The organism is Pseudoalteromonas sp. NS-SX12 (assembly GCF_057367955.1).
Genome location: NZ_CM170634.1, coordinates 991,786 through 1,015,576, shown reverse-complemented (window position 1 = coordinate 1,015,576; position 23,791 = coordinate 991,786). Strand labels below are relative to the sequence as shown.

Here is a 23,791-nt window from a genome sequence, read left to right as displayed (position 1 = left end):
AGCTTATTTTTCAAAATACAGCTTTTCGCGTTTTTTCTTACCTACTTCATTCATCGTTGCAGTATCGAATAAACGACCGTTAATCATAGTGTGCGTTACTTTATCGGTATCGCGAATATTTTCTAACGGGTTGCCATCGATCACCATTAAGTCAGCAAGCTTACCTACTTCAAGTGAACCAATGTGTTTATCTAAACCAAAGTGCGTTGCAGGGTCGATGGTTGCAGTGCGGATCACTTCAAGTGGTGCCATGCCACCTTGCGCGAACATCCACATTTCCCAGTGTGCCGCTAAGCCTTCACGTTGACCGTGAGCACCAATGTTTACTAGTACATCTAAGTCTTGTAATTCTTTCGAAACACGGGCGTTATTTACGTGATTATAATGATGATCAGGCGCCTTAACGCGGCGCATTGAGCGCGGTAGTAGCTTGTTCTTAGGTACGTATTTCGACAGAATTGGGTGCGACCACACATCTGTTTTATCGTACCAGTAGTTTTCACCCCAAATACCACCATAGGCAACACCTAACGTTGGTGTATAACCTACTTTAGTTTGGCTCCACAGCTGCTTAATATCATCATAAATATTCGCCACTGGTAGTGAGTGCTCAACACCCGTGTGGCCATCCACCACCATGGTTAAGTTATGCTGCAGTAATGAGCCGCCTTCTGGCACTACCATCATGCCCAGTTCACGTGCAGCTTGCACAACTTGTTGACGCTGATTACGACGAGGCTGGTTGTACGATTTAACACTAATCGCACCCACTTTTTGTAGACGCTCAATATGGAATTTCGCATCGTCTAGGCTATCAACATGACTAGTGTAACCAGGCATGTTCGCACCATATAAAATCGTACCAGTTGAGAAAATGCGCGGCGCGACAATTTTACCGGCTTTTTGCATTTCGCTGGCTGCGAATACTTCAGTTGTGTCATTTGATGGATCGTGAATTGTCGTTACACCAAATGCCAAGCCTGCTAGGTTTTCCCAGTTTTGCTGAGGAATAATTTCATTTGAACCTTGCGAACCGTGCGCGTGTGCATCAACAAGACCCGGCATAATGGTTTTGCCGTTCATCTCAATAATTAATGCATCACTTGGTACGTTCACATCTGCCACAGTGCCAACCGCTTTAATGTGCTTACCGTCCGTTACGATAACGCCATTTTCAATTACCTCATCACCTTTCATGGTAATGATACGTGCGCCAGTCAGTGCAATTACACCTTTTGGTGCATCCATTTTTTGTTTAAAGCCAATGTTTTGGCCGTTTTCAACTTTAAACGACTTTGACTCATCTTTGGCAATATCAAACACACCGTTTAAGTCAGCATGGTAAAGCTCAGGACCTAGCGACCAGTAAAGTTTATCAGCTGACGTATTCCAACTAATGTTTTCACCAGCGCGAACTGATAGCTGCTCCACTGGGAACTGACTATCTTTCGGACCGATATTAATGGTTTTGCCGCGCTCCACAAATGGCGTTACAAATACTTTAAAACGCTCAGCAAACGCTAAGTACTTGCCATCCGGCGATACACGGAATTCAGTCGCGTGTTTTGCTTCGTATAGTTTGCGCTCTTTTTTGCTGGCTAGTTCAACCACAGAAAGCGATGGTTTTGGCCATGCTTGCATTACATAAATACGGTCGTTCTCAGCACCAAATTGCGGTTGAATACCATGCTTGGTAATAAATTCTTCGTCACCGCCACGGCTGCTTACAGCATAGATACCCGGTTTTACCGAGTAACTTGGATCTAGAATCGCACCGCCTTTAATTTTGCGGTACACCACAGTATCGCCATTTGGACTAAAGGTTGGTTCAACGTATTTACCTTTAGTTTCAACAATGTCCTTGCCGCGACCTGAACGTGCTGACACCACACGAATAGTGCCCTGCTCGTTATCATCCCAAGTAACGTACACTATCTTCTTACCATCGCGAGAAAACGACGGGAAGAACTCAAAGTGGTCGCTTTGTTTAGTTAGGCGTCTTACTTTGCCCGACTCTAAATCACGCTTATAGATATGACCCATAGCTTCAAAAATCGCAGTTTCACCATCTGGTGAAACTTGCACATTGCGCAGCATTTTTACGTCAAATTCTTTGGTATCAAGATTTTGTGCAACACGTAATGCCGTTTGTAGCTTTTTGCTAGTTTCCACTTCAAATGGAATGTCGCTTACTTTCTTGCTTTCAACATCCAGCTTGTGAAGTTTACCGCCCGCCCAGAAGATCAGCTCTTCATTGTCAGGGGTCCAAGCGATGGTCGTATAAACACCGTGAATTGCCCATGTTTCCTGCATATCACGCTCAAGCGCACCATATAGCTTTGTGTGTTCACCCGTAGCAAAGTCATATACATAAAGGCTTGATTGGAAATCGTCACGTTTTACATAAGCAAGCTTTTTGCCATCAGGTGATGGTGTTGGGCGAATTGCGCCACCCATGCCTTCAATAATGGTTTCAATTTCACCAGTTTCACGGTCGTAGCGTTTAATTTTATAAATGCCCGCAACTGAATCTTTTGAGTAGTGGAACGTTTTACCTGGTGTCGCGTCTTGTGAGAAATAAACATAGCGACCATCAGGTGAAAATGCTGGTTCACCTAAATCTTTTTGGTCATTTGCACGCTTAGTTAGCTGTACACCTTTGCCGCCTGCTTTGTGGTAAAGCCATACTTCACCAGCGCCAAGTGAACGTGTGCCCGTAAAGTGTTTGCGCGCAGCAATAAAGTCACCATCAGGGCTCCATACAGGGCTATTTAATAAACGAAATGTTTCGTTGGTTACCGCAACTTGGTTTGAACCATCAATGTTCATTAACCAAATATTGTCGCCGCCTCCTTGGTCTGACGTAAACGCGACTTTTTTGCCATCTGGGCTAAAACGCGGCTGCATTTGCCAAGGAATATCTGACGTTAGCTTAGTTGCTTTACCGCCTGAAATTGGCATTGTGTAAATATCACCAAGTAGATCAAACGCCAGTGTTTTTCCATCTGGGCTTACATCTACGTTCATCCAAGTACCTTGTTGCACTTTGATGTTGGCATCTAAAAATTCACCTTGTGGCGCTTCAACTTGCCACTCTTTTTTCTCTTCTTTTTTCGCTTCTTCTGCGCCTGCCTGTGAGCACAACGCTAAGCTCACTGCCATCGCAAGTGAGGTCTTCAATATTTGCTTCATCTCGGAGTCTTCTAGTTGTCACGTTTATTCTGTAACGAATTGAAACAAAATCGTGATTAATTAGCTAGTTTGCTTGAGTTAAAACCACCTAAAAAATCGATTAAAAATTTAGCAATTGGCTAAATAGAAATATTTTGCAACAAGTTACAACGTAAAATGCTTAAACAATCAACAGTTTTATGTTTAGCTTGTACCGATAATTTACCTTTAGGGACTAAACATGAAAACCTTACTTAACCTAGCGATTAGTGCAGCAATTGCGACCGCATCTATCACGGTCGCTCATGCAACAACGCTACAAGACACAGTAAAAAGTGAAGTGCGCAGCGATAAAAATAAAGCACGTGATGAATTTCGTAACCCACAACAAACGCTAAATTTCTTTGGTTTAAGCAAAGATATGAATGTGGTAGAAATTTGGCCAGGCGGCGGTTGGTACACCGAAATTATTGCGCCTATGGTGGCTGAAAAAGGTAAGTTTGTTGCAGCGCATTTTCCGTCAGGTACAGATATTGGTTACTTCAATAAACATTTACCAAAGTATCAGGCAAAAATTAAAAACACACCGGCACTCAGTAAAACTGAAATCACCGAATTTCACCCTAAATTTAGCCCAGAAATGGCCCCTGCTGGCAGTGCCGACATGGTGCTAACTTTCCGAAACTTACATAATTTTTATATGACTAGCGACGAGATGATGCAATCAACACTTGATGCTGCATTTAAAGCGCTTAAACCTGGCGGTGTTTTAGGTGTCGTCGATCACAAATTACCTGAAAACCTAGACACCGAAGCCTTTCGCCAATCGGGTTACATTAAACAAAGTGTAGTTGAAGCGGCTGCTAAAAAAGCGGGCTTTAAATTGGTTGCCAGTTCGGGCGTGAATGCCAATCCGCTTGATCAAGCGCAGTACGAAAAAGGCGTATGGACATTACCACCAACACTTGCACTAGGTGATAAAGACAAAGCCAAGTACCTAGCTATTGGTGAAAGTAACCGTTTCACGCTTAAGTTTGTAAAACCTAAGCTATAAACAGACAAGTAAAGCAGGCACTGTGTGCCTGCTTTTTTATATTAGAATTGATAACTTAACGTAATTTTATAGTTACGCCCTAGTTCACCTGCATCTGTTGCATTACTCGCTGGTGCACGTAAATAGCGTTCGTTGGTAATATTATCCACCCCCACAACAACGCCTAGCCCTGAAAGCACACCTTCGCCTTGATAGCTCGCATTTAAATTATAAAGTTGGTATGAATCTGTGCCCCAGCCTCGGTCTAAATAGGCTTCTGGCAAGCGTTTTTGTTCAGCATATGCAAGCATCTGCACACCCACATTAAGGCTATCAAGCACTTGGTAATTTAGATTAAGCGTTAATTTATCTGCAGGCGCTTCTGTGTAGGCTTGTTTGTCATTTTCAATGGTACCTAAAAAGAAGTTAGGTACGCCGTACGCATCCATTTCAATTGTAGAATACCCTAAATACGCATCAAATTTACTAAGCGAGTAATGCAGTTCTAATTCAACACCGCTGCTTTCAAGTTTGCCAATATTTTTCGCACTGTAATCACGGTGCGTGGCAACCGGCACACCATTGCTAGGGTTAGGGCCCGGTGAACCCAGCTGCTTATTGCCATTTTCGTCGACGTAATACATAAACGGTACGTTATCGATAAAGTTTTCGATATCGTTATTAAAATACATAGCTTTAACAGTGAACACATCGGCAAAAGCAACGTTAGACCAATCTAAGCCAAAGCCCACTTCAATATTTTCTGAAAGCTCTGGCTTTAGATCAGGCTGCGGTTCTTGATAGCAAATCTTGCCGCCAATGTGGCAGCGCCACTCATCTTTTTTATACAGCTCTTGTACCGAAGGTGCGCGGAATGCCTCTGCATATTTTGCATAAAAATTAAGGAAATCAGTCGCTTTATAAGTTACGCCTAATTCACTGGATAACTCGCCGCTATCGCTATTATCGTAATCATCAAATGTGTTACTACTGCGATCAAAGACATCATAGCGCAAGCCTGCTGTGGTCAGTAATGTATCGTTTAAAAAGCTGGCTTGGTCAATTGCTGCAAATGAGAAATTAGTTGAATCACTTTTACCGTAAAACGTCGAGCTGACACCTTCTTCAAGCTCATTTTGTTCAAATTCTTCGTATTCAAAATTGAACTCAAGCGCTAATTTGTGATTAATCACGCCTTCAAATTCAGATAAGTTAGCAATCCTTAAGCCTGTGCGTGTGTTGCTGCCATCGCTTAATTTATCGAACGCTATTTTATTACCACGATTTACAATGTACCCCATGGTTACTTCATCGTAACTTTTCTTTGAGAACACCGCCTGCACATCTAAATCGATAAGCGGTGAGGTTGGCTGATAGGTATAACTACTCATTAATTCAATGTAGTCATTTTTATAGTCTTCAGACAATGTAGGATAACGCAGCGCTAAATCTAAACGCTGCCCATAAGGCTGATTAAGCGATTCGGTTTCACTCCAATCTAATTTAGTTTGTAAGCTATGATCTGGTGCGAAATACCACGTGTTTTTAATTGTTGCGTTGGTTCTAGCTGAGTCGTTACTGATTTTTTCCAATTTGGCTAACTCGCCAACTTCGTCGCCTTTATCGTCGCTTGGTACAACATCAATATCTGAAAATTCAACATAAGAGGCATGTAAAACCGTGTCTGTGTGCGCAGTTAATGCAAATAAAGAACCGCTAAAACTATTCGAGTCAGACACAGATTGGTGCATTACCTGAGCGCGAGCGCCAAAACCTTCTTCACCATTTAAGTAATCGCTTGCATCTTTAGTGACCAAACGAATACTACCACCTACTGCGCCAGAACCTACAGTTAACGAATCTGCGCCACGCAGTACCTGAACTTGCTTTAATTGGGCTGGGTCTATACCTAAGCTATTAATAGTTGCAATATTGCTGCCGCCATCTGATTCTGTTTTGCGTTTCACATTATCAATTGATACAAAAATACGTTCGCCATATAAACCACGAATCGCTGGTTGACCTGAAAGTGGCGTTACACTGCCAGCCATATCAACACCCGGTAACTCTTTCAAGATATTGCTTAGTTCAGCTTCTTGGTTACGCTTAATGTGTTCGTCGTTAACTTGTGAGATTGATGCAGCGGCATCATGCTTTGCAACTGTTAGCTTGTGACCAAATACTGAAATCGTTTCAATATCTTGCTCACCTGCTGATTTTTCATTGTTATTTTGGGATTGTGCATTAAACGCTGTGGTAGATAAGCCTAAAATAATGGCTGTTGAAACTAGCGTACGAGAGAAGTTCATTTACATTTTCCTTAACGATAATTATTCGCACTCGCATTAAGGTTAAAGTATCTGCTCTAGGCTTTCAACATCTAAAATTACTAAAAAAGCATTTAAAATCAGTATTTAACAAACGATTAATAAGTATTTAATTAAAAAAGAAATGGTGAAATTAAGACAATAATACGATTTTATACTGAGTTTTATTATTACGCTTACACTGTTTTAACTAATTGCAATGCAGGTTAAAATATCCGCCGTTTTTACAATTCAGTATGATTTAGGTACTCATCTTAAAACGTGAGTTTAATCGGCACAGGGAGTGGGTTTATTTAACGCTAACCATGTTGGATTGTTATCGATGTGAAAAAAGGAAATTAATTTAATGGCATTAACCACTGTTATTCTCGCTGCGGGTAAAGGCACTCGTATGCGTTCAAAACTGCCGAAAGTACTGCACCCTGTTGCCAATAAGCCTATGGTGCAACACGTTATTGATAATGCATTATCGCTTGGCGCTAACACCACTAACTTAGTCTACGGTCATGGCGGCGAGTTATTAAAAGAGCACCTAGCGCATAACGATGTGAACTGGGTATTACAAGCAGAGCAACTTGGTACTGGCCACGCGGTGGCACAGGCAAAAGAGCATATCGCGAATGACGATACCGTATTAATCCTATACGGCGACGTACCACTTACTAAAAAATCAACATTAGAAGCACTGCTTGATGTAACACCAAGTAAAGGCCTCGCTATTTTAACCGTCAACTTAGATGATCCGTCGGGCTATGGCCGCATTGAGCGTAAAGATGGCAATATTGTGGGTATTGTTGAGCAAAAAGATGCCAACCCAGAGCAACTAAAAATCACTGAAATCAACTCAGGCATTATGGCAGTTAACGGCGGTTTGTTACGTGATTGGCTCGGTCGCTTATCAAATAACAATGCACAAGGCGAATATTACCTAACGGATATTGTTGCTATGGCACACGCTGATGGCGTTGAAATTACCTCTGCCCAACCAAGCGATTTAATGGAAGTGGAAGGTGCTAATAATCGCGTGCAACTAGCTGCATTAGAGCGCGCTTATCAAGCGTGGCAAGCTGAAGATTTAATGCTAAATGGCGCAAGTTTAGCTGACCCTGCGCGTATTGATGTACGCGGTGAAGTCACCACAGGTCAAGACGTACAAATTGATGTTAACGTAGTATTTGAAGGCAAAGTAGTACTTGGTGACGATGTTGTTATTGGCCCGAACTGCGTGCTAAAAGACTGCGAAATTGGCGATGGCGTGGTGATTAAAGCTAACTCTATTGTTGAAGAGGCAAAAGTTGCTGCTAAATGTACACTTGGCCCATTTGCACGCCTTCGTCCAGGTGCCATTATGGAAGAAGACTCGCACATTGGTAACTTTGTCGAAATGAAAAAGACCCGCTTAGGTAAAGGCTCTAAAGCGAATCATCTAACTTATCTAGGCGATACCGAAGTAGGCGAAAAAGTGAATATTGGCGCTGGCACTATTACTTGCAACTACGACGGTGTAAACAAATCTAAAACCATTATTGGCGATAACGCGTTTATTGGTTCAAACAGCTCGCTTGTGGCACCTGTTGAAATTGGTCAAACAGCCACTATTGGCGCAGGCTCAGTAGTTACAGCCAATGTTGCGGATCAGCAGCTAGCGGTATCACGCGCCAAACAACGCAACATTGATGGTTGGCAGCGCCCTGTAAAGAAAGGCTAAGAGCAATAATATTAAAAAAGCCGCTAATTTGCGGCTTTTTTTGTTTCTACGGGTGTGGTTTTTACAATTGGTTTTGATTCAACAATTGCTGGACACACTTCAACTTCTTGGGTATCACCTTTGCCATTACTGATGTAACAGTTTTCGAGTATGGAGCAGTAACACACCTCAGCTTTTACTTTAAAGCGTTTTTTATCAAGAATCTGCCAAAATTTCTCGTTGTACTTGGTTTTTTCAAGCGCTAAAAGACTAATTGAGCCTCCCGGTGGCACAAGTGCGTTTTGCGCAAACGAGGTGGTGATCCAGCCAAATTCTCTAAAGAAATTGACCTTCGGGGACTTTTTTTGCAGTTCTTGCAGCGCCGTTTCATAGGCTTTAATGTCAAAACAACATGCAGTGATAAAGTCATAAACATCGTAATACTCTTTACCTTGGTAGGTATACTTCAAATATTTAACAAGAGCAGGCCCTGCGCCAGAGTTTTTTAAGGTAAAGGTAATCTCTTGGCTGCGTTTTTCCATATTCGCATTACCAGAAACGAACTGCATCCAAGGCCAAGTTGCCGCTTTTACCTGCTTTTCTGCCGCATTGGCTTGTAAAAAAGTGGCATAAAATGAGGCTGCTGAAATAATAATGGCGCATAGCGCCAAAAATAGATTCACCTTATCTTGCGAAAAGTGAAGGTTGGATTGCTTTTTTTCCTTCATAGCATCTTGTTGTTTTTATTAACGCTTTACGCACTATAAATAAATCACTGTATAACTACAATGTTCAGCTATCTGATATTTCAGACTATTCTTCTGGTAAACTAATATGTGCAGACCCTGTTTTATAATCTATCGTCAAAACAAAATGCTTTAAAATGTCGTACCCAAGCAAACCTCTAACTCTTCTTCCTCTCAAACGAGAACCTGTACTCACCTCATAGCGACTTTCCAAATTACTTCGCTCTCCTTCTGCTGGAACTGTCACCAACACATTTTCAAGGGTATAAGGTCCAAATTTCAGTGAATCAATGCGAAAGCTTTCAGTTCCTTTTATTTTATTTACCCCAATAACTAAACCTGTTTCTGTCTGATAGCTTTCCAACCATTCCAACTTATTTGCATAGCTACGTTCAACCATAATACCGCCAGTATTACCGGTATCTAACAACAGCCATGCAGAATCATTTTTATTGAAATTAACTTTAACGATAGGCAGACCTGTTCCCTTTTGATTATGCATTTCAATATTTTTTAGCTTTTTTAAGTCAAAAGTATCTCGCGTTAGCAAACGCATTTTATTGTTGGGATAGTCAATTTGAACGATAAAAAGGGAAAAAAATGAAGAGCCAAGCAAAATAGCATCATCAGATGGGCCTAATTGAAAGTCGACCATATCGTCTAACTCAATATCGGTGCCAAATAAGTTGATCGGGACATTTTTATAAGTTTTACGCTTTTCAGTATCGAAAACACCTTTGACATAAATACTCGAACCTTTGTTTAGGTCTAAATTATGATGTCTAACAAACTGTCCATTGATTGCGTTTACATTAGCACCTGTATCTAAGATAGCATGTGCTTTAACACCACCAACAATTACTGGCACTTTGATATGGCCATGCTCTAACTTAAAGTCCATCCATTGTGTTGCACCAGCAAGTGCATTAGGAGATAAGTATAATAACGCGATGAGAAATATCGATTTAAATCCATTTAACATTATGATTCCTTGTAATTTTTTACTTCCATTGAATATTTTCACACAAGCAGGATTTAGATGCAAAACAGACTCATAAAATAAGCGCTTGCGATCTACTAAGTTTCAATTAAAATATCATAACTTTCGAAACGAAACTTATTAAGCAAATGACGAAACGTAACACCCAACAAAGACGCCATACTATTTTGCAGCAAGTTAATGAACTTGGTGAAGTGAGCGTTGAACAACTCGCAGAACAATTTGCAACGTCAGAAGTTACGATTCGAAAAGATCTTACCGCACTTGAACAAAGCGGCCTCTTGCTGCGCCGTTATGGTGGTGCAATGGCATTACCGCAAGAGATCGTTGCAAATAGCGACGAAAAGCTTGATCCAATTCGCAAAATGCAAATAGCAAAAGCCGCAGCAGATCTGATTAAAGATCATAACCGCATTATTATTGATAGCGGTCGCACCACAGCAGCTATGATCCCTGAGCTTTCACACAAGCGTGGTTTAGTCGTTATGACTAACGCCATCAACGTAGCTAACCGATTGCTTTCATTGGAAAATGAGCCAACGTTATTAATGCCTGGCGGCACCTGGGATCCACACTCGGAATCTTTTCAAGGGCAAGTTGCCGAGCAAGTTGTGCGCTCTTACGACTTCGATCAACTGTTTATTGGTGCCGATGGCATTGATATTGATAGAGGTACTACTACATTCAATGAATTGATCGGTTTGAGTCGCGTTATGGCTGATTCAGCAAGAGAAGTAATTGTGCTTGTTGAATCGAACAAGATTGGTAAAAAAATACCGAATTTAGAAATACCGTGGCAGCAAGTAAATTATTTAGTAACGGATGATAGCTTAGACGACAACACTAAGCAGGCAATTGAACAACATCAGGTTACTGTTATTTGCTCCAAATAACGCATTTGCAGGTTCCGACAACAAACCTGTAACCCATTTAACGCTCACATACCGTGCAATTTAAGGAGATTATTATGTGTGGCATTGTTGGCGCTGTGGCAGAACGCCCAGTTAACCGAATTTTAATTGAAGGCCTAAAGCGCCTTGAATACCGTGGCTACGACTCAGCAGGTGTAGCATTAGGCAACAACGACAAAACACTTAACACTGTAAAAGCAGTAGGTAAGGTTGCCAACCTCGATGCAGCACTTACCGATGCAGATGTAAAAGGCACAACGGGAATTGCGCATACTCGCTGGGCAACCCATGGCGGCGTGACTGAAGCCAACGCTCACCCACACATTTCAAGTCAACAGCTTGCGCTTGTACATAACGGTATTATTGAAAACCACGATAAATTGCGCACACAACTACGCGGTGACGGCTACGAGTTTTTATCAGATACCGACACCGAAGTGATGGTGCATAAAATCCACCAGCTTCGTCAAAGTCATGATTCGTTACTTGCATCTGTACAAGCAGCGGTAAAAGAGTTTGAAGGTGCTTACGGCACGGTAGTTTTTGATAAAGAAAACCCAAATGAAATTATCGTGGCTCGCTCTGGTAGCCCACTTGTGATTGGCTTGGGCTTAGGTGAAAACTTTATTGCTTCTGACCAATTAGCGTTACTACCTGTAACACGCAGCTTTATCTTTCTAGAAGAAGGCGACGTTGCCCGTATTACTCGTGATTCAGTTGAAATCTTCGACATCGATGGCAACGCTGTTGAACGCGAAGTAGTTGAATCTAACATCACCCAAGATGCCTCAGGCAAAGGTGAGTACCGTCACTATATGCTCAAAGAAATCTACGAGCAGCCTGTTGCGGTTCGCAATACGCTAGAAGCGCGTATTGATGGCGATAAAGTTGCAGTTGACGCATTTGGCGATAGCGCACCTGCTATTTTCAAACAAGTGAAGCATGTGCAAATTATTGCCTGCGGTACCTCATACCACTCAGGTATGGTTGCACGCTACTGGTTAGAGCAATATGCCGGTGTTAGCTGTAACGTTGAAATTGCTTCTGAGTTCCGCTATCGCAAATCGTTTGTTCATGAAAACAGCTTACTTGTAACCATTTCACAATCAGGTGAAACAGCCGACACTTTAGCTGCCCTGCGTTTAGCTAAAGAGCAAGGTTACATGAGCTCAATGACTATTTGTAACGTACCTGGCAGCTCGCTAGTGCGCGAATCAGATATTGCGTTTATGACCAAAGCGGGTGCTGAAATTGGCGTTGCATCAACAAAAGCCTTTACCACTCAGCTTGTTGGTTTATTAATGTTAGTAGCTTCAATTGCCCAAGAAAAAGGCCTTGAGCATGCTGAAATTGTTAACGCTATTAAAACGTTACCAAACAAGCTTGAAGAGTCACTGTCTCTTGCTGAAGGCATTGAAGACTTAGCTGAAGAGTTTGCAGATAAACATCACGCACTTTTCTTAGGTCGTGGCGATCAATATCCTATCGCAATGGAAGGTGCACTTAAGCTTAAAGAAATTTCATATATTCACGCAGAAGCGTATGCAGCAGGTGAGCTAAAACACGGTCCATTGGCACTGATTGATGCCGATATGCCAATCATTGTTGTTGCACCAAATAACGAGCTACTGGAAAAGCTAAAATCAAACGTTGAAGAAGTGCGTGCACGCGGCGGTATTATTTATGTATTCGCTGATAAAGCATCTGAGTTTGTCTCAGATGACACAATGCGTGTTATTAACGTCAATCAAGTTGACGATGTACTAGCACCAATTGTGTACACCATCCCACTGCAGTTACTGTCTTACTACGTAGCAGTAATTAAAGGTACTGACGTTGACCAACCGCGTAACCTGGCAAAATCAGTTACGGTTGAGTAAGCATTTTTACATTCAAAAAAGGCGCATTCGCGCCTTTTTTATTGCCCTTTTAAGCAGTATTAAAACGTCACTATCGTAGAAACGGCTTCTTCTTTGGCTGTTTGAATTGACAGTTTTATTTCTCGTTTTTGCCAATCGATATCAAGCATGCCGTAGTTGCTGCCCGACTTATTAATCAAATGGCGATTACCCGTTGTTAGTGAACTAATATTGCTACTCACAACGCCAACCTTACCGGTTGGAATTTCAGCGCCGCTTGGTGCGCAGTTACCCCACGCCCCTTCAATACCTTTGCCGTTCTCATCCACTTCGGTATAGCACCAAGGTTTATCGTGATCACGTGTAATACACCCATGGTATTCAACCAGCGCATATTTGTAAGGTAGTTTACATTGTTTTGAATAGTCACCGTTACCTTGCGAATCGGCATAAATCGGCAAGCGTAGCGGGTTTTCAATATGATACGGCCAATTTTGACCAAAGCCTGATGCAGTCACTTCGTATACGGTAACGGGTGCACCAAATTCTGGACTAGCCGGTATCTCTTTTTGTAACAATTCACCCCAATGCTGATCGCCTGATAAGAAAATAACCGCTTTCGTCTTGCCTGAATTTACCGACTTTTGCACAAGTCGTAACAACTTTTCTCGCTGAGCGGGCATTTCTGCCCATGATTCGTAACTAGTGCCAGACATTGCTTCTTCATTTAAATTGGCAATCGCTTGATTAAACTGGTTGCCATTTCCATATGCACAGTAGCTATTTAAGCTTCTTCCTTTGTGTAGCGGAGGTAATACTTGAATACCGCTGGCAATAATTTTAATTTCGCTCGGTTTATTGAGCTCTGCTTCAAGCCACTGCCATTGTTGTTCGCCCAAAATCGTGCTGTTATCACCTTCGCAGGTGCCATAGTTACTAAAAGTGGGTGAACGGAAGTATCGTGCATCAAGTGTAATCACATGAGTTTGCTCACCACTTGGCCCGAGCAATTTAGCTTCGTAAATACCTGCTTGACCATTAAGTCTCGGATCCGATGCTTCAACATCAAAGTGACGTAAGTATTCTTGCTGGCTCTCTGCACGTTTTTGATAATATTTACCATCATTGTTGCGCCCAAAATCATGATCATCCCATGTTGCCATAACTGGGATGTTGGCCTTTAAAAACTGCTGATAATCAGGGTTACGCTTTTTATCATCGTACTTCTGACGCATTAAGGCCATATCAGTGGTATCGGCATAAATATTATCGCCTAACCATAAAAATAGGTCAGGTTGATGACCTATCAAACGCGCTAATGCTGCTGGCATATCCCCTTTAGTTTTAAAGCAGCTACCTAATGCTACTCTGTCTAAACGTTTGCTTTGCTGTGGTTGTGTATGAGTTAACAGCGGTTCAGGCGCTGGCGCGTCACATTCTTCCCAGTCACCTTCAGCAACATAACACCATGGCGATGAATGATTGCGGGTGGTACAGCCATAGAATTTTTCACCTTGATAACTAGACGGTGCTAAACACGTTTTACCTGAAACGGTTTTAAACTCAGGAATAGACTCAGTGCGCACATTGCCCCAACTTTCACCGTCTTTCGGTGATTTTAAATAACACCACTGGCTACCGCTATTATTTTTGTCGGTTGTACCTTGGTATTTTGCCAGCGCATAGTCAAAGGTTGTCTTACATTCTTGATAGTGAACTTCGGGTGCAGCAAATAGTGCGTTAGGCAGCAATAAGCTTAATAGAATTACTCTTTTCATTGTTATATTTTCTCAGTTGTGAATTGGCGCATCCGATGCGTAATAGTCCCTTGAGAAAATATACCGTTCCGATATTGAGAACTGACTACAGTTAAGTGTCACATTTGCGGCAAGAAAATGACAATAAACATGTGGCTGCCGTAACTTTGCAGCCGCACTGTATTTTGCGTTTTTAACAAGCTATTAGAGATACGCTTTAAAACTGTATTAGTTGATCTGTATATCTACAATCCAAGGCTCCAAACGTTTGCCCCAATTAACCGTCACGCTATAGCCTGGTTTTGTTTGTCCTCGTGATGTTTTTAGGTTTGCCAAAGTTTCTACGAAATGAGCAGGTACATTAATTCTGTTCACCAATAGCGCACGCAAATGCAAAGAGTGATCTTTGCTATAATCATTAAAGTAGGGCTTCGCATTTCCTTTTACGATAACGATATTGCTTTGCGCTGCATACTTAGTTGCAAGTGTTTTATAGTCTTGTGCCGCTTCTAAAAAGAACAAACGACTATTGCGATGCAACTCTTGTTGATATGCCTCAGAAGCTCGCTCTTTGGCGTATTTGAGCTGTTCATCATTAGTATCCAACTCAAAACGAGCAAGCGCTTTTTCATAATAACTCTGCGCATTTGCTAATGACTTTTGATAATGCTCGCCATTATATTCAAGCGCAAAAAATAACGTACGTTCCTGCGCCCAGCCATCTTCAGAGACTTCAAGTTCAGTAAACCCTAACGCTATTAACTGCTGCTTGGTTAGGTTTATACTGCGGTTGTTGTAATAAGCAAGCTCGTCTTTTTTGTTTGCCAATGCACGCCAAGAGATTGAAAGCCCTACGCCCGAGTTTTCTTTTTCAAAACCAGATAAATATGGCAAGCGTGCTTCTCGTTCAGATAAAACGAGCTGAGCCGTTGGCTCACCAGAGCGATTATAAAAAACACCACCTAAAATAAAAATATTGGTAAAAACAATTAACGCGATACCGCAAATTAAGTACTTTTTCATGCGCTTGTCCTCGTGTGTTTGGCTAACTTACGAATTCGCTTAAATACCAATAATGCAAGCAGCGCACATAACCCAAGTACAAAGAAAAATAGATACTTAGGCATCCAATCCCACCACCAATCAAAGAACTTGGTGTAAAGAAACAGTACAAAAAATACATTGCCAGTTTGCACAACGCCCGGCCACTCTTTACGAATTCCAAGCCAAATCACCGCTGCACTTAACGCAAACCCAGCAACTTGATACACGCCTTCAACAAGGTCATCATCATAATTGAAATAACTTACGCCACCCCAGTTTGACAAAATAAGTACAACTAGAAACAGTATGATCAGAGACAAAACACGATACATTGCAGCAAAGCCACTAAATGCACGCTGATTGATAAAATGCGGGACTAAAAACAGTAATATACTCGGCACAATAAAGTTTTCAGGGCGCTCGCCAAAACTGATCCAATACATGCCACTCCATGCGCCCACCTTCATTGCAATAAAGCTGCACACATTCACAATTGCAAAAAACAGCAATACTCGTGCGTTAACAGCATACGCCAAAATAAAGGCGAGTCCGGCCCAAATCAAAAACGCATTAGGAGATGGGGTTAAATTAAAAATCTGCCCAAGCAGCATTACGTTAAGTACGAACCCCGCAAACGCAACCAAACCCGCTATTTTGGCAAAATAACCGTGGGATTCATTTTCAGCTAACTTTATCGCACCACAGAACAATGCAATGGGCGTAGTAACCAAGATACCCACTTGCACACTTGTGCTTAAATAGCCCCAAAATTGATAAAACAAAAAGAATAAACTCACCGCCATCGCCAAGGCACCAAACAGCGAAGCGATTTTCATACCTAATGTTAGGTGCTTAGACTGAGCTGTCGTATCAACGTCAAATTGCTTGGCTAACTGAGTGAGAAGCTGCTGATGATACTGAGAAACAGCCTGTTGCTGCTCAACTGGCATGGTGATCACGCCGGCATGTTGTAATTGCGCCAGTTCAGATTCAAAGGCGTGTATCTGATCCACCCTCTGCTGAGCATCCGCTTGATTTAGTTGAGATTCATCCATGTAAAAGCCCAATCACGTTATGTACGTATTATATTGGCTCAACTGATAGCTAAAAAACAAGCAATATAACACCAGTTTGATGTTAGCTTGGGTATACAGGTTTATTTATATGCGAAGAGTAGAGAAAGGCTTGAAAGAAAAGACAGCGCACTATCGTGCGCTTTCTTTCAACTATTTAATTGATAGCGTTAAACTTATTGGGCAGTGATCACTTAACATATCTTTGTAATCTAGCTCGCCTTGCTTACCAAACGCATCTACTTTTTGAGAGCCATCAACAATCCACTGAGTTGAAATTGGGCCAGTAATAATGTGATCGATTGGTGCTTTGTATTTAGGATGGCAACTTTTTAAGTTTTGCATGCTGCTTAACAAAATACGTTCGCCGTCTTCTTTGCTTAGCTCTTGCCAAAAGCGATTGTTTTGGTCAACTAAACGGTGGTTAAAATCACCCAGTACAACAAACGCTTGCTTGTTTTCAACACGCTGGTTAACCCACTTTTCTAAAATAGGCCCTTGCTGCTGATAAGTAGTACAGGCTTTTTTAGTATCTTTGCGGTAGTCACTAACAAAGCAACCGCTTTTCATATGCACGTTCAGTAGTTCTAGTTGACCATTATTGAGACTAATTGAGGTACCGTAGCGTAACCCTGGGTTATCAAGGGCAAGTGCTTTAAAGTCATCTTGAGCGATGAAGTTAATACCTTTTTTAATAACAAATGCTGTACGCTGCGGCGTTGAAAACAAACCATCGTGACCACGACACTCATACGCCTCGTTATCGGCACGACTTGAAATCACATACTGCCACTGTGATTCAGGGAAAACGCGCTTAAGCGCTTTTTCTGACTGCACTTCTTGCAGTGCGACTATGTCAGCATTTAAGGTTGCGGCATAACTTGCAAGCGCTTGGTAATCAGCTTGGCTACGTGGCTTACAGCCTTTACCTACCTCGTCAGCTAAATGCTCAATATTCCAGCTCACTAATTTTAAATTAGTAGTATCACTTGCTACAACACTCGGCGATGACACCTGTTCTTGTTGCTGACAGCCTAGTAATGCTGCCATTGCTGCAAGTGCAATAAGAGATTTTTTCATGTGTGTGTTCATATTGTGAAAAAGAATTTCAGTATATCAAGGCAAATAACTAAATCACATGAAGTTTGCGATAAGATGACGTTAGTTTACCTAGAACTATATGAAATTTACTGGTTTGCTAATTGATCACGCATTGGTTATCTTGTTTTCTGCATTAAATTGAGTTCCCTTTTACAAGGATGCCTTATGAATTTATCACCTTCTGTTACCGTTAAGCATACTGATTCAGGACTAGAGTACCTATCAGTTGAATCGAGCTTTTGCAGCGCTAAAATTTTTCTCCAAGGCGCGCAACTTACCGAATTTACGCCAAAAGGCAAAAAGCCTTTAATTTGGGTATCGCAAGATGAAGACTATCAAGTCGGCAAAGGCGTTCGCGGTGGTATTCCTATTTGTTGGCCTTGGTTTGGCATGAGTGCTAATGACGGTTGGCCGCAACACGGATTTGCCCGCACTATGCTTTGGCGCGCAGAAGAAGTGATAGAAAACGACAATAACATTGTTGTGAGTTTTTCATTGCCGATGGGCCAAGTAAATCCAGAATACTGGCCACATCAATCAAGCTTAAAAGTCGTATTCACGCTAAGCGATAGTTTGCACATTGCGCTGGTAAACACGAATACTGGCAATGCTGCATTTGAGTTAACACAAGCACTGCATACCTATTTCCCTACCGCTGAAATTGAAAACACCACAGTCGATGGCCTGCAAGGTGCTAACTATATTGAGTTTGGTGAAGGCCCATTTGCACAAAACGACATTGTCAATTTTGCCCGCGAAACCGATATGGTTTATCAAAACACTCCTTTGGTTCAAACCATTAATACACCAGACGGTATTATTGAAGTTGGCCGTGAAAATTCAAGTTCGTGTGTGCTGTGGAATCCGTGGATTGAAAAATCAAAGCGCCTAAGTAACTTTCGCGATGACGAGTTCCATACCATGCTGTGTTTAGAAGCCGCTAACGTGATGGATGACAAAGTGACATTGCAACCTGACGAAAGCCATTCGTTAATTCATACTGTGCGCTGGCTTTAATCACGCTATATTGCCGAAAATCATAAAAACTCAGCATTTGCTGAGTTTTTTGCTTTAATAGGCAAAGATTATAAAAACAAAGAGACATCACGTGTTTAGCAACCATCAAATTTCCGAACAAACACTACCTGACTTTACCCAAGCAGATTTTAAACCTCTGGATAAACTGGCAAGCAAAGAAGCACTAATTGGCACCTTTGTATTTTTAATACCTGCAAGTATCGCTGTTGTGATCTTTCTTTATTTTTTATCGCCAGTTGAAAATATCATAACCACATTGGTTGCAGGTGCATTAGTATTGATAAACTTATACGTCGCTTGGTTTACCAAGCGTAGCGTCGCAATGACATCTATCGCACTGAGAGAACACGATCTACTATTAAAACGCGGAGTATTTTGGCAGCGCACCATCGCCATACCTTTTAATCGTGTTCAACATATTGAAACCCACCGTAATCCTATTGAACGCAAGCTCAAACTCGCCACGTTAAAACTGTTTACCGCTGGCGGTGCTGGCGCTGATCTCGAAATTCATGGTCTAAGCCAAGAGCGCGCCAGTAAACTAAGACAGTTTATCTTGGCAAACACCGCAAGTGAGCGTCACGACGATGAGTAATAACAGTACAGCCACTTGGCAAAAGCTGTCGCCAATTGCGATTATTTATTTTGTGCTGCACTTTATCGTGCGTTTTGTGAAAGACGGACTCATTAATATTGCGCCAGCCTTTGCTATTTGGGTCACCCAAGTTGAGAATAAACTGTTTTGGTTTGCTTCAGGTGCCAGCGTATTAGCATTGATTTTAGTGACTTACGCGACTCTTTATTACTTTAATTTTCGCTATAAAGTTACCGAGCACGAAATTATTTTGCGTAAAGGTGTATTTAAAAAAGAGCGCGTCACGCTTAACTTTGCCAAAGTACAAAACGTTAATTTAGCAATACCATTTTACTTTTCACCATTTTCAGCGGTGAACTGTCACTTTGATGCTGCAGGCTCAGCCCAGCAAGAAGTTGTGTTACCGGGGGTATCGGATCACTACGCAAATACGTTGCGCGATCAAATATTTAATTACCAAGCCAAGCCAGAACAAACCGAGCAACAAGGCGAATCACAACAAGCTGCGCAGTCGCCCGATTTAACATTAGCGAATTTTGAAGTGGCAAAGTTTGGCTTAATGTCTGGCATGATGTTTTTAGTATTGGCAGCACTTGCGCCTTTCACTGAGCAAATTACTGACTATATTAAACAAGACTTTGCCGCGCCGCTTACACAGTTTTTTAATAATCTTGTGACCAATAATGAATATGCAGAGATGGCCGCGGGTGCCACCATTATTCTAAGCGGTATTGCCCTGTTTGTATTCGCATCGGTACTGGGCGCAGTTATTCGCTTTTACAACTATGAACTTAGCTTAGAAAACAACAAAATAAAGCGTATTTCAGGATTATTTGAACGCCATCAAATGTCGCTAAGCGTTAGTAAAATTCAGTCAATTGAAGTCAAACAAAACTGGATTGCAAAACTGCTTAAACGCTACACCATTAACTGCAAACAAATTAATAACAGCCATGCAAATACGGTAAAAAAAGGACAGTCGTTAATTGTGCCTGTACTGACAAAGAGCCAAGTGAACGATGTAATGAATTTATGCTGGGATAAACAGTTAGACATTACCAATGTGCCATTTCAGCCAATCGCCATTAACTACTTTTACAAGACTTTCGTACTTTATTGGCTTCTGCCTATTTCCATCATTAGTGCCTTTTTATTTAAACCGCTACTTGATGGCGCGTGGCCAGTATTAATTGCACCATTATTACTGGGTATGATTTTGAGTTTTTTGCGCTACAAGCGCTTTGGCTTTTACTTTGACGGAGAGCAAGTATTCACGCGAAAAGGGCTGATTGGCGTAAGTTATAAAGTGTTTAAAGGCTTTAAAATTCAACAAATCGCTACTACACAAACACCACCAATGCGCAAACAACAGCTTAGCTCATTGCGCTTTCAGTTAGCAAGCGGAGGGGTTAGCGTACCGTATTTACCCGAAAGCTTAGTCACTGAGGTTATGAACAGACTTATATTGCTAGCCGAAACATCAAAAACACGCTGGATGTAACCACCAATAATTTAGATTAACCGCTTATCACTATTATTTTTTTTAGTTTTATGCGTGCAGTAAGCTAGCTCGCATAAAATTAAAGGAACAAATAATATGAAAAAGTCGCTACTCTCATTGATGGTTGCCGCAAGCTTTGCAACCTCAGCCAACGATAACTGGCAAACCATTGAAACTGAGAACTTTAAAGTTCATTTCCCGAAAGCTTACCAAAGCTGGGCTACATCAGCTGCCAACGAACTCGAGGTTGTTCGCGAAAAAGTAAAAGAGCAGCAAAATCGTGTATTAGAAAAACAAGTTGATGTGATTGTTTTCGACCCTTATAACCAGTCAAACGGTTTTGCTATTCCAAGCAGTGTTGACCCTATGATGGCATTTTTTGCCACCCCTCCCCAGTCAGATACGGTTATTTCAAATAGTTCAGGCTGGCAGCAACTACTCGTATTACATGAATATGTGCACTTAGTGCATTTAGCACAGCCAACACGCAGTGAGTGGCGTCAAAAGCTACGTAACTTCTCAAGTGCCTATGATATTGCTCACAACCCAACACCGCGCTGGGCTGCTGAAGGCTATGCAACGTTACTTGAATCGCAAATGACTGGCCGCGGCCGTTTACACGATAACTATGTTGAATCACTCATCACGCAATTTGCTAAAGAAGGAAGTTTGCCAAGTTATAGCCAACTAAGCGAAGAGGATGGTGGCTATATGGCAGGTTCTATGGCGTATCTCGTTGGTGTGCGTTTTTTACAATGGCTTGAACATAACTACAGCAAAGAGCAATTAGATGCAGTATGGACACGTATGCAAGCGGTTAAAAAACGTGACTTTGATAGTGCGTTTACCGGCGTATTTCTTGAAAAGCCAAGTAAACTGTATCGCCGTTTTGTTGCGGAATATACCCATAAAGCACTAACACAAGAAGCAAATCAAACCGCACTTGAAACGAAACGCTGGTTTGATCTCAATTACATTCAAACGGCGCCGAGCCTGTCACCAGATGAAGACAAAATTGCCATTGTTAGTAAAGACAAAGACGGCAATACCAAGCTCACCATATATGCAACAGAAGAAAATGCTGATGCCATTAAAGAGTTTGAAGAAGCGCAAAAAGAGCTGCTAGAAGACGACGCAAAAGACATTGCAAATAGCAAACCCACCAGCTTCAAAAAAGAAACAAAAGACACCCTTAACTCTATTAATCGCAAAGGTATTTTAAACCCAGTTTGGCGTGATAATAGCACGCTTGTATACGGTGCATTTAGCGTTGCTAACAACGAAATGAATACACTGCACCAAGATCTTTTTAGCTGGAACAGCGAAACTGGTGAAACCAAACAACTTACTCAGTTTGCTAATGTGCGCCGCTTTACCTTAGCTGACAACAATACTGCTTATGCCGAGCGCGTTGAATATGGCTACTCACAGCTGGTAAAAATTGATTTAACGTCGGGTGAAATGAGCGATTTAACCCAACCGTCTCTGCAAACCGTCTACGACTTCCCGCAATACAAAAATAACAAGCTGGCTTATCTTAAAACTGAGCTCAACCAAAATTGGGCGCTATGGGTAAAAGATTTAACATCAAATAACGATGTAAGTGTGCCAATGCCAAAGGGCTACCAATTTTTATCATATCCTAAATGGAGCGAAAATGGCGAAAGCATTTACTATGTTGCAGGGGTAAATGGTCAAACTAATCTTTATCGCTATACCTTTGCATCAGATAAGTTAGAACAGCTCAGCGCTGGGCAGCAAGTTATGCAATACCCAATGCCAAGCAAACAGCATGGTTTACTGTATTTAGCGGTTAATTCTGAAGGCCCTGATATTTACCAATTAAGTGACAATGCAAGTGTAACTGAAGTAACAGAGCGCGCATTATCACCAAAAGCCGCAACCGATAAAGCAGAGCAGCCAAGCTTACCGCCAGCGAAAATTTATCAGCAAACGGCTGGCGCACAGCGCGATTATTCGCCATCAAATCAAACAATGTCGTTTACACTTGCTGAGCAATACAATAGTGCCAGTACTGCACTGTTACACGTGGGTGTAAAAGGTAAAGATCTACTCAATAAGTTGAGCTGGCAATTTGGTGGCGCAATCGACAATAAAAATGCTTTAAACGGTGCTTATTTAGACGTGAAATATCAACTCGATAAATGGCAATTTTTAGCACACGCATTTGATTATAAACTTAAAGCCGCAAATCAATATCAACACCCTGATGTCTTAGCTGCTGAGGAAGACGCTACCGGAGCCTATCTGCAGGCCAGTTACCCTTATCGCAACGGGGCATTTAAATTGAATAGTCATCTTGCGTATGGCTACAAAGATATTGATGATAGCCATAACCAATGGCTTGCTCTCGGCGCGAATCAAATTTGGCAACGTGATTGGCAAATATTTGCGATTGGTCAAACTGCGTCTGCACGTATCTACAGTGGTGATAGCTCACATGGCAGTTGGCAAGGCTTTGATGCAAACGTAGCGCTATTCGGTAAAGCTTGGAATATGCCACTTTACGTTGATTACCAAACAAAACAACGTGATGACATGCTAATGAATATTGGTGGCTTCGCGTCCAGTTTAATTAAGCCAGAAGCACAAGCTGATCGCTCACTCATTAACGAACTACCGTTTTATACCGCATTGAGTGATGATTATCAGCGCTTTGGAGCTGGGTTTGCGTTTAAGCAAAATACACCTTGGCTTTATGTATCGCAGCATGAGCTCAATAACAGCGAACTCGCCACTAGCTACGGAATTAAGTTAAATAGCCAATTCGACTTTGCCGTTGCACCTTCTGTATTAAATGATATTAATATTGATTTTGGTATTGCCAAAATTGAAGGCGATACCATTCAAGATGAGGTACGGGGCTGGATTGGTCTATGGTATAGCCTGTAGCAACCGACTAAAAAGTAAAAAAAGAGAGGCTTAAC

General features: G+C 41.7%; 16 protein-coding genes. 8 read left to right on the top strand and 8 right to left on the bottom strand.

What is annotated here, in order from left to right; genetic code table 11:
- Positions 1-3: 3 nt before the first annotated feature.
- A complete protein-coding gene (locus AC2IOM_RS04870) occupies positions 4-3,192 on the bottom strand; it encodes an amidohydrolase family protein (RefSeq protein WP_486359278.1) in 3,189 nt (1,062 codons plus the stop codon).
- Between the two features lie 220 nt (positions 3,193-3,412).
- Between AC2IOM_RS04870 and AC2IOM_RS04865 the strand changes: the two genes are divergently transcribed.
- Positions 3,413-4,225 carry a class I SAM-dependent methyltransferase gene (locus AC2IOM_RS04865; RefSeq protein WP_010561420.1) on the top strand — a complete coding sequence of 271 codons (813 nt, stop codon included), beginning with the start codon at positions 3,413-3,415 and terminating at the stop codon, positions 4,223-4,225.
- Positions 4,226-4,266: 41 nt separating this feature from the next.
- Here the strand turns inward: AC2IOM_RS04865 and AC2IOM_RS04860 are convergent, their stop codons facing one another.
- Positions 4,267-6,513, bottom strand: coding sequence for a TonB-dependent receptor domain-containing protein (locus AC2IOM_RS04860; RefSeq protein ID WP_486359277.1), 2,247 nt, complete (start codon positions 6,511-6,513; stop codon positions 4,267-4,269).
- A 364-nt stretch (positions 6,514-6,877) separates the two neighbouring features.
- Here AC2IOM_RS04860 and glmU point away from each other — a divergent pair, with 364 nt between their 5' ends.
- On the top strand, positions 6,878-8,239 hold the full coding sequence (glmU, locus tag AC2IOM_RS04855) for a bifunctional UDP-N-acetylglucosamine diphosphorylase/glucosamine-1-phosphate N-acetyltransferase GlmU (protein WP_486359276.1): 1,362 nt from the start codon (positions 6,878-6,880) through the stop codon (positions 8,237-8,239).
- 23 nt (positions 8,240-8,262) lie between these two features.
- Here the strand turns inward: glmU and AC2IOM_RS04850 are convergent, their stop codons facing one another.
- On the bottom strand, positions 8,263-8,946 hold the full coding sequence (locus tag AC2IOM_RS04850; protein ID WP_486359275.1) for a hypothetical protein: 684 nt from the start codon (positions 8,944-8,946) through the stop codon (positions 8,263-8,265).
- 85 nt (positions 8,947-9,031) lie between these two features.
- Positions 9,032-9,946 (bottom strand): aspartyl protease family protein, encoded by a 915-nt coding sequence (locus AC2IOM_RS04845; RefSeq protein WP_100914393.1) that lies wholly within the window; start codon positions 9,944-9,946, stop codon positions 9,032-9,034.
- 146 nt (positions 9,947-10,092) lie between these two features.
- On the opposite strand from AC2IOM_RS04845, the gene AC2IOM_RS04840 reads away from it, so the two are divergent.
- A complete protein-coding gene (locus AC2IOM_RS04840; protein WP_486359274.1) occupies positions 10,093-10,857 on the top strand; it encodes a DeoR/GlpR family DNA-binding transcription regulator in 765 nt (254 codons plus the stop codon).
- Positions 10,858-10,931: 74 nt separating this feature from the next.
- Positions 10,932-12,755: a glutamine--fructose-6-phosphate transaminase (isomerizing) gene (glmS, locus tag AC2IOM_RS04835; protein WP_486359273.1), complete on the top strand. Its 1,824-nt coding sequence runs from the start codon at positions 10,932-10,934 to the stop codon at positions 12,753-12,755.
- Positions 12,756-12,814: 59 nt separating this feature from the next.
- Here glmS and AC2IOM_RS04830 read toward each other — a convergent pair whose 3' ends face one another.
- The 4 genes from AC2IOM_RS04830 to AC2IOM_RS04815 form a co-directional block, all read right to left on the bottom strand.
- Positions 12,815-14,512, bottom strand: a complete 1,698-nt coding sequence (locus AC2IOM_RS04830; RefSeq protein ID WP_486359272.1) for an alkaline phosphatase D family protein — start codon at positions 14,510-14,512, stop codon at positions 12,815-12,817.
- 207 nt (positions 14,513-14,719) lie between these two features.
- Positions 14,720-15,514 (bottom strand): DUF4824 family protein, encoded by a 795-nt coding sequence (locus AC2IOM_RS04825; protein ID WP_486359271.1) that lies wholly within the window; start codon positions 15,512-15,514, stop codon positions 14,720-14,722.
- Entirely contained in the window at positions 15,511-16,590 is a 1,080-nt protein-coding gene (locus AC2IOM_RS04820; RefSeq protein ID WP_486359270.1) for a DUF2157 domain-containing protein, read from the bottom strand. The genes AC2IOM_RS04825 and AC2IOM_RS04820 overlap by 4 nt, the downstream gene beginning before the upstream one ends.
- 171 nt (positions 16,591-16,761) lie before the next feature.
- Positions 16,762-17,688 carry an endonuclease/exonuclease/phosphatase family protein gene (locus AC2IOM_RS04815; protein WP_486359269.1) on the bottom strand — a complete coding sequence of 309 codons (927 nt, stop codon included), beginning with the start codon at positions 17,686-17,688 and terminating at the stop codon, positions 16,762-16,764.
- Positions 17,689-17,874: 186 nt separating this feature from the next.
- Between AC2IOM_RS04815 and AC2IOM_RS04810 the strand changes: the two genes are divergently transcribed.
- From AC2IOM_RS04810 to AC2IOM_RS04795, 4 genes are all read left to right on the top strand, one after another.
- Positions 17,875-18,726: a D-hexose-6-phosphate mutarotase gene (locus tag AC2IOM_RS04810; RefSeq protein ID WP_486359268.1), complete on the top strand. Its 852-nt coding sequence runs from the start codon at positions 17,875-17,877 to the stop codon at positions 18,724-18,726.
- A gap of 91 nt (positions 18,727-18,817) precedes the next feature.
- Positions 18,818-19,342 carry a PH domain-containing protein gene (locus AC2IOM_RS04805; protein WP_486359267.1) on the top strand — a complete coding sequence of 175 codons (525 nt, stop codon included), beginning with the start codon at positions 18,818-18,820 and terminating at the stop codon, positions 19,340-19,342.
- Positions 19,335-20,843: a PH domain-containing protein gene (locus AC2IOM_RS04800; RefSeq protein ID WP_486359266.1), complete on the top strand. Its 1,509-nt coding sequence runs from the start codon at positions 19,335-19,337 to the stop codon at positions 20,841-20,843. The genes AC2IOM_RS04805 and AC2IOM_RS04800 overlap by 8 nt, the downstream gene beginning before the upstream one ends.
- Before the next feature lie 96 nt (positions 20,844-20,939).
- Complete coding sequence (locus AC2IOM_RS04795) at positions 20,940-23,756, top strand: TolB family protein (RefSeq protein WP_486359265.1); 2,817 nt, start codon at positions 20,940-20,942, stop codon at positions 23,754-23,756.
- Positions 23,757-23,791: the final 35 nt, after the last annotated feature.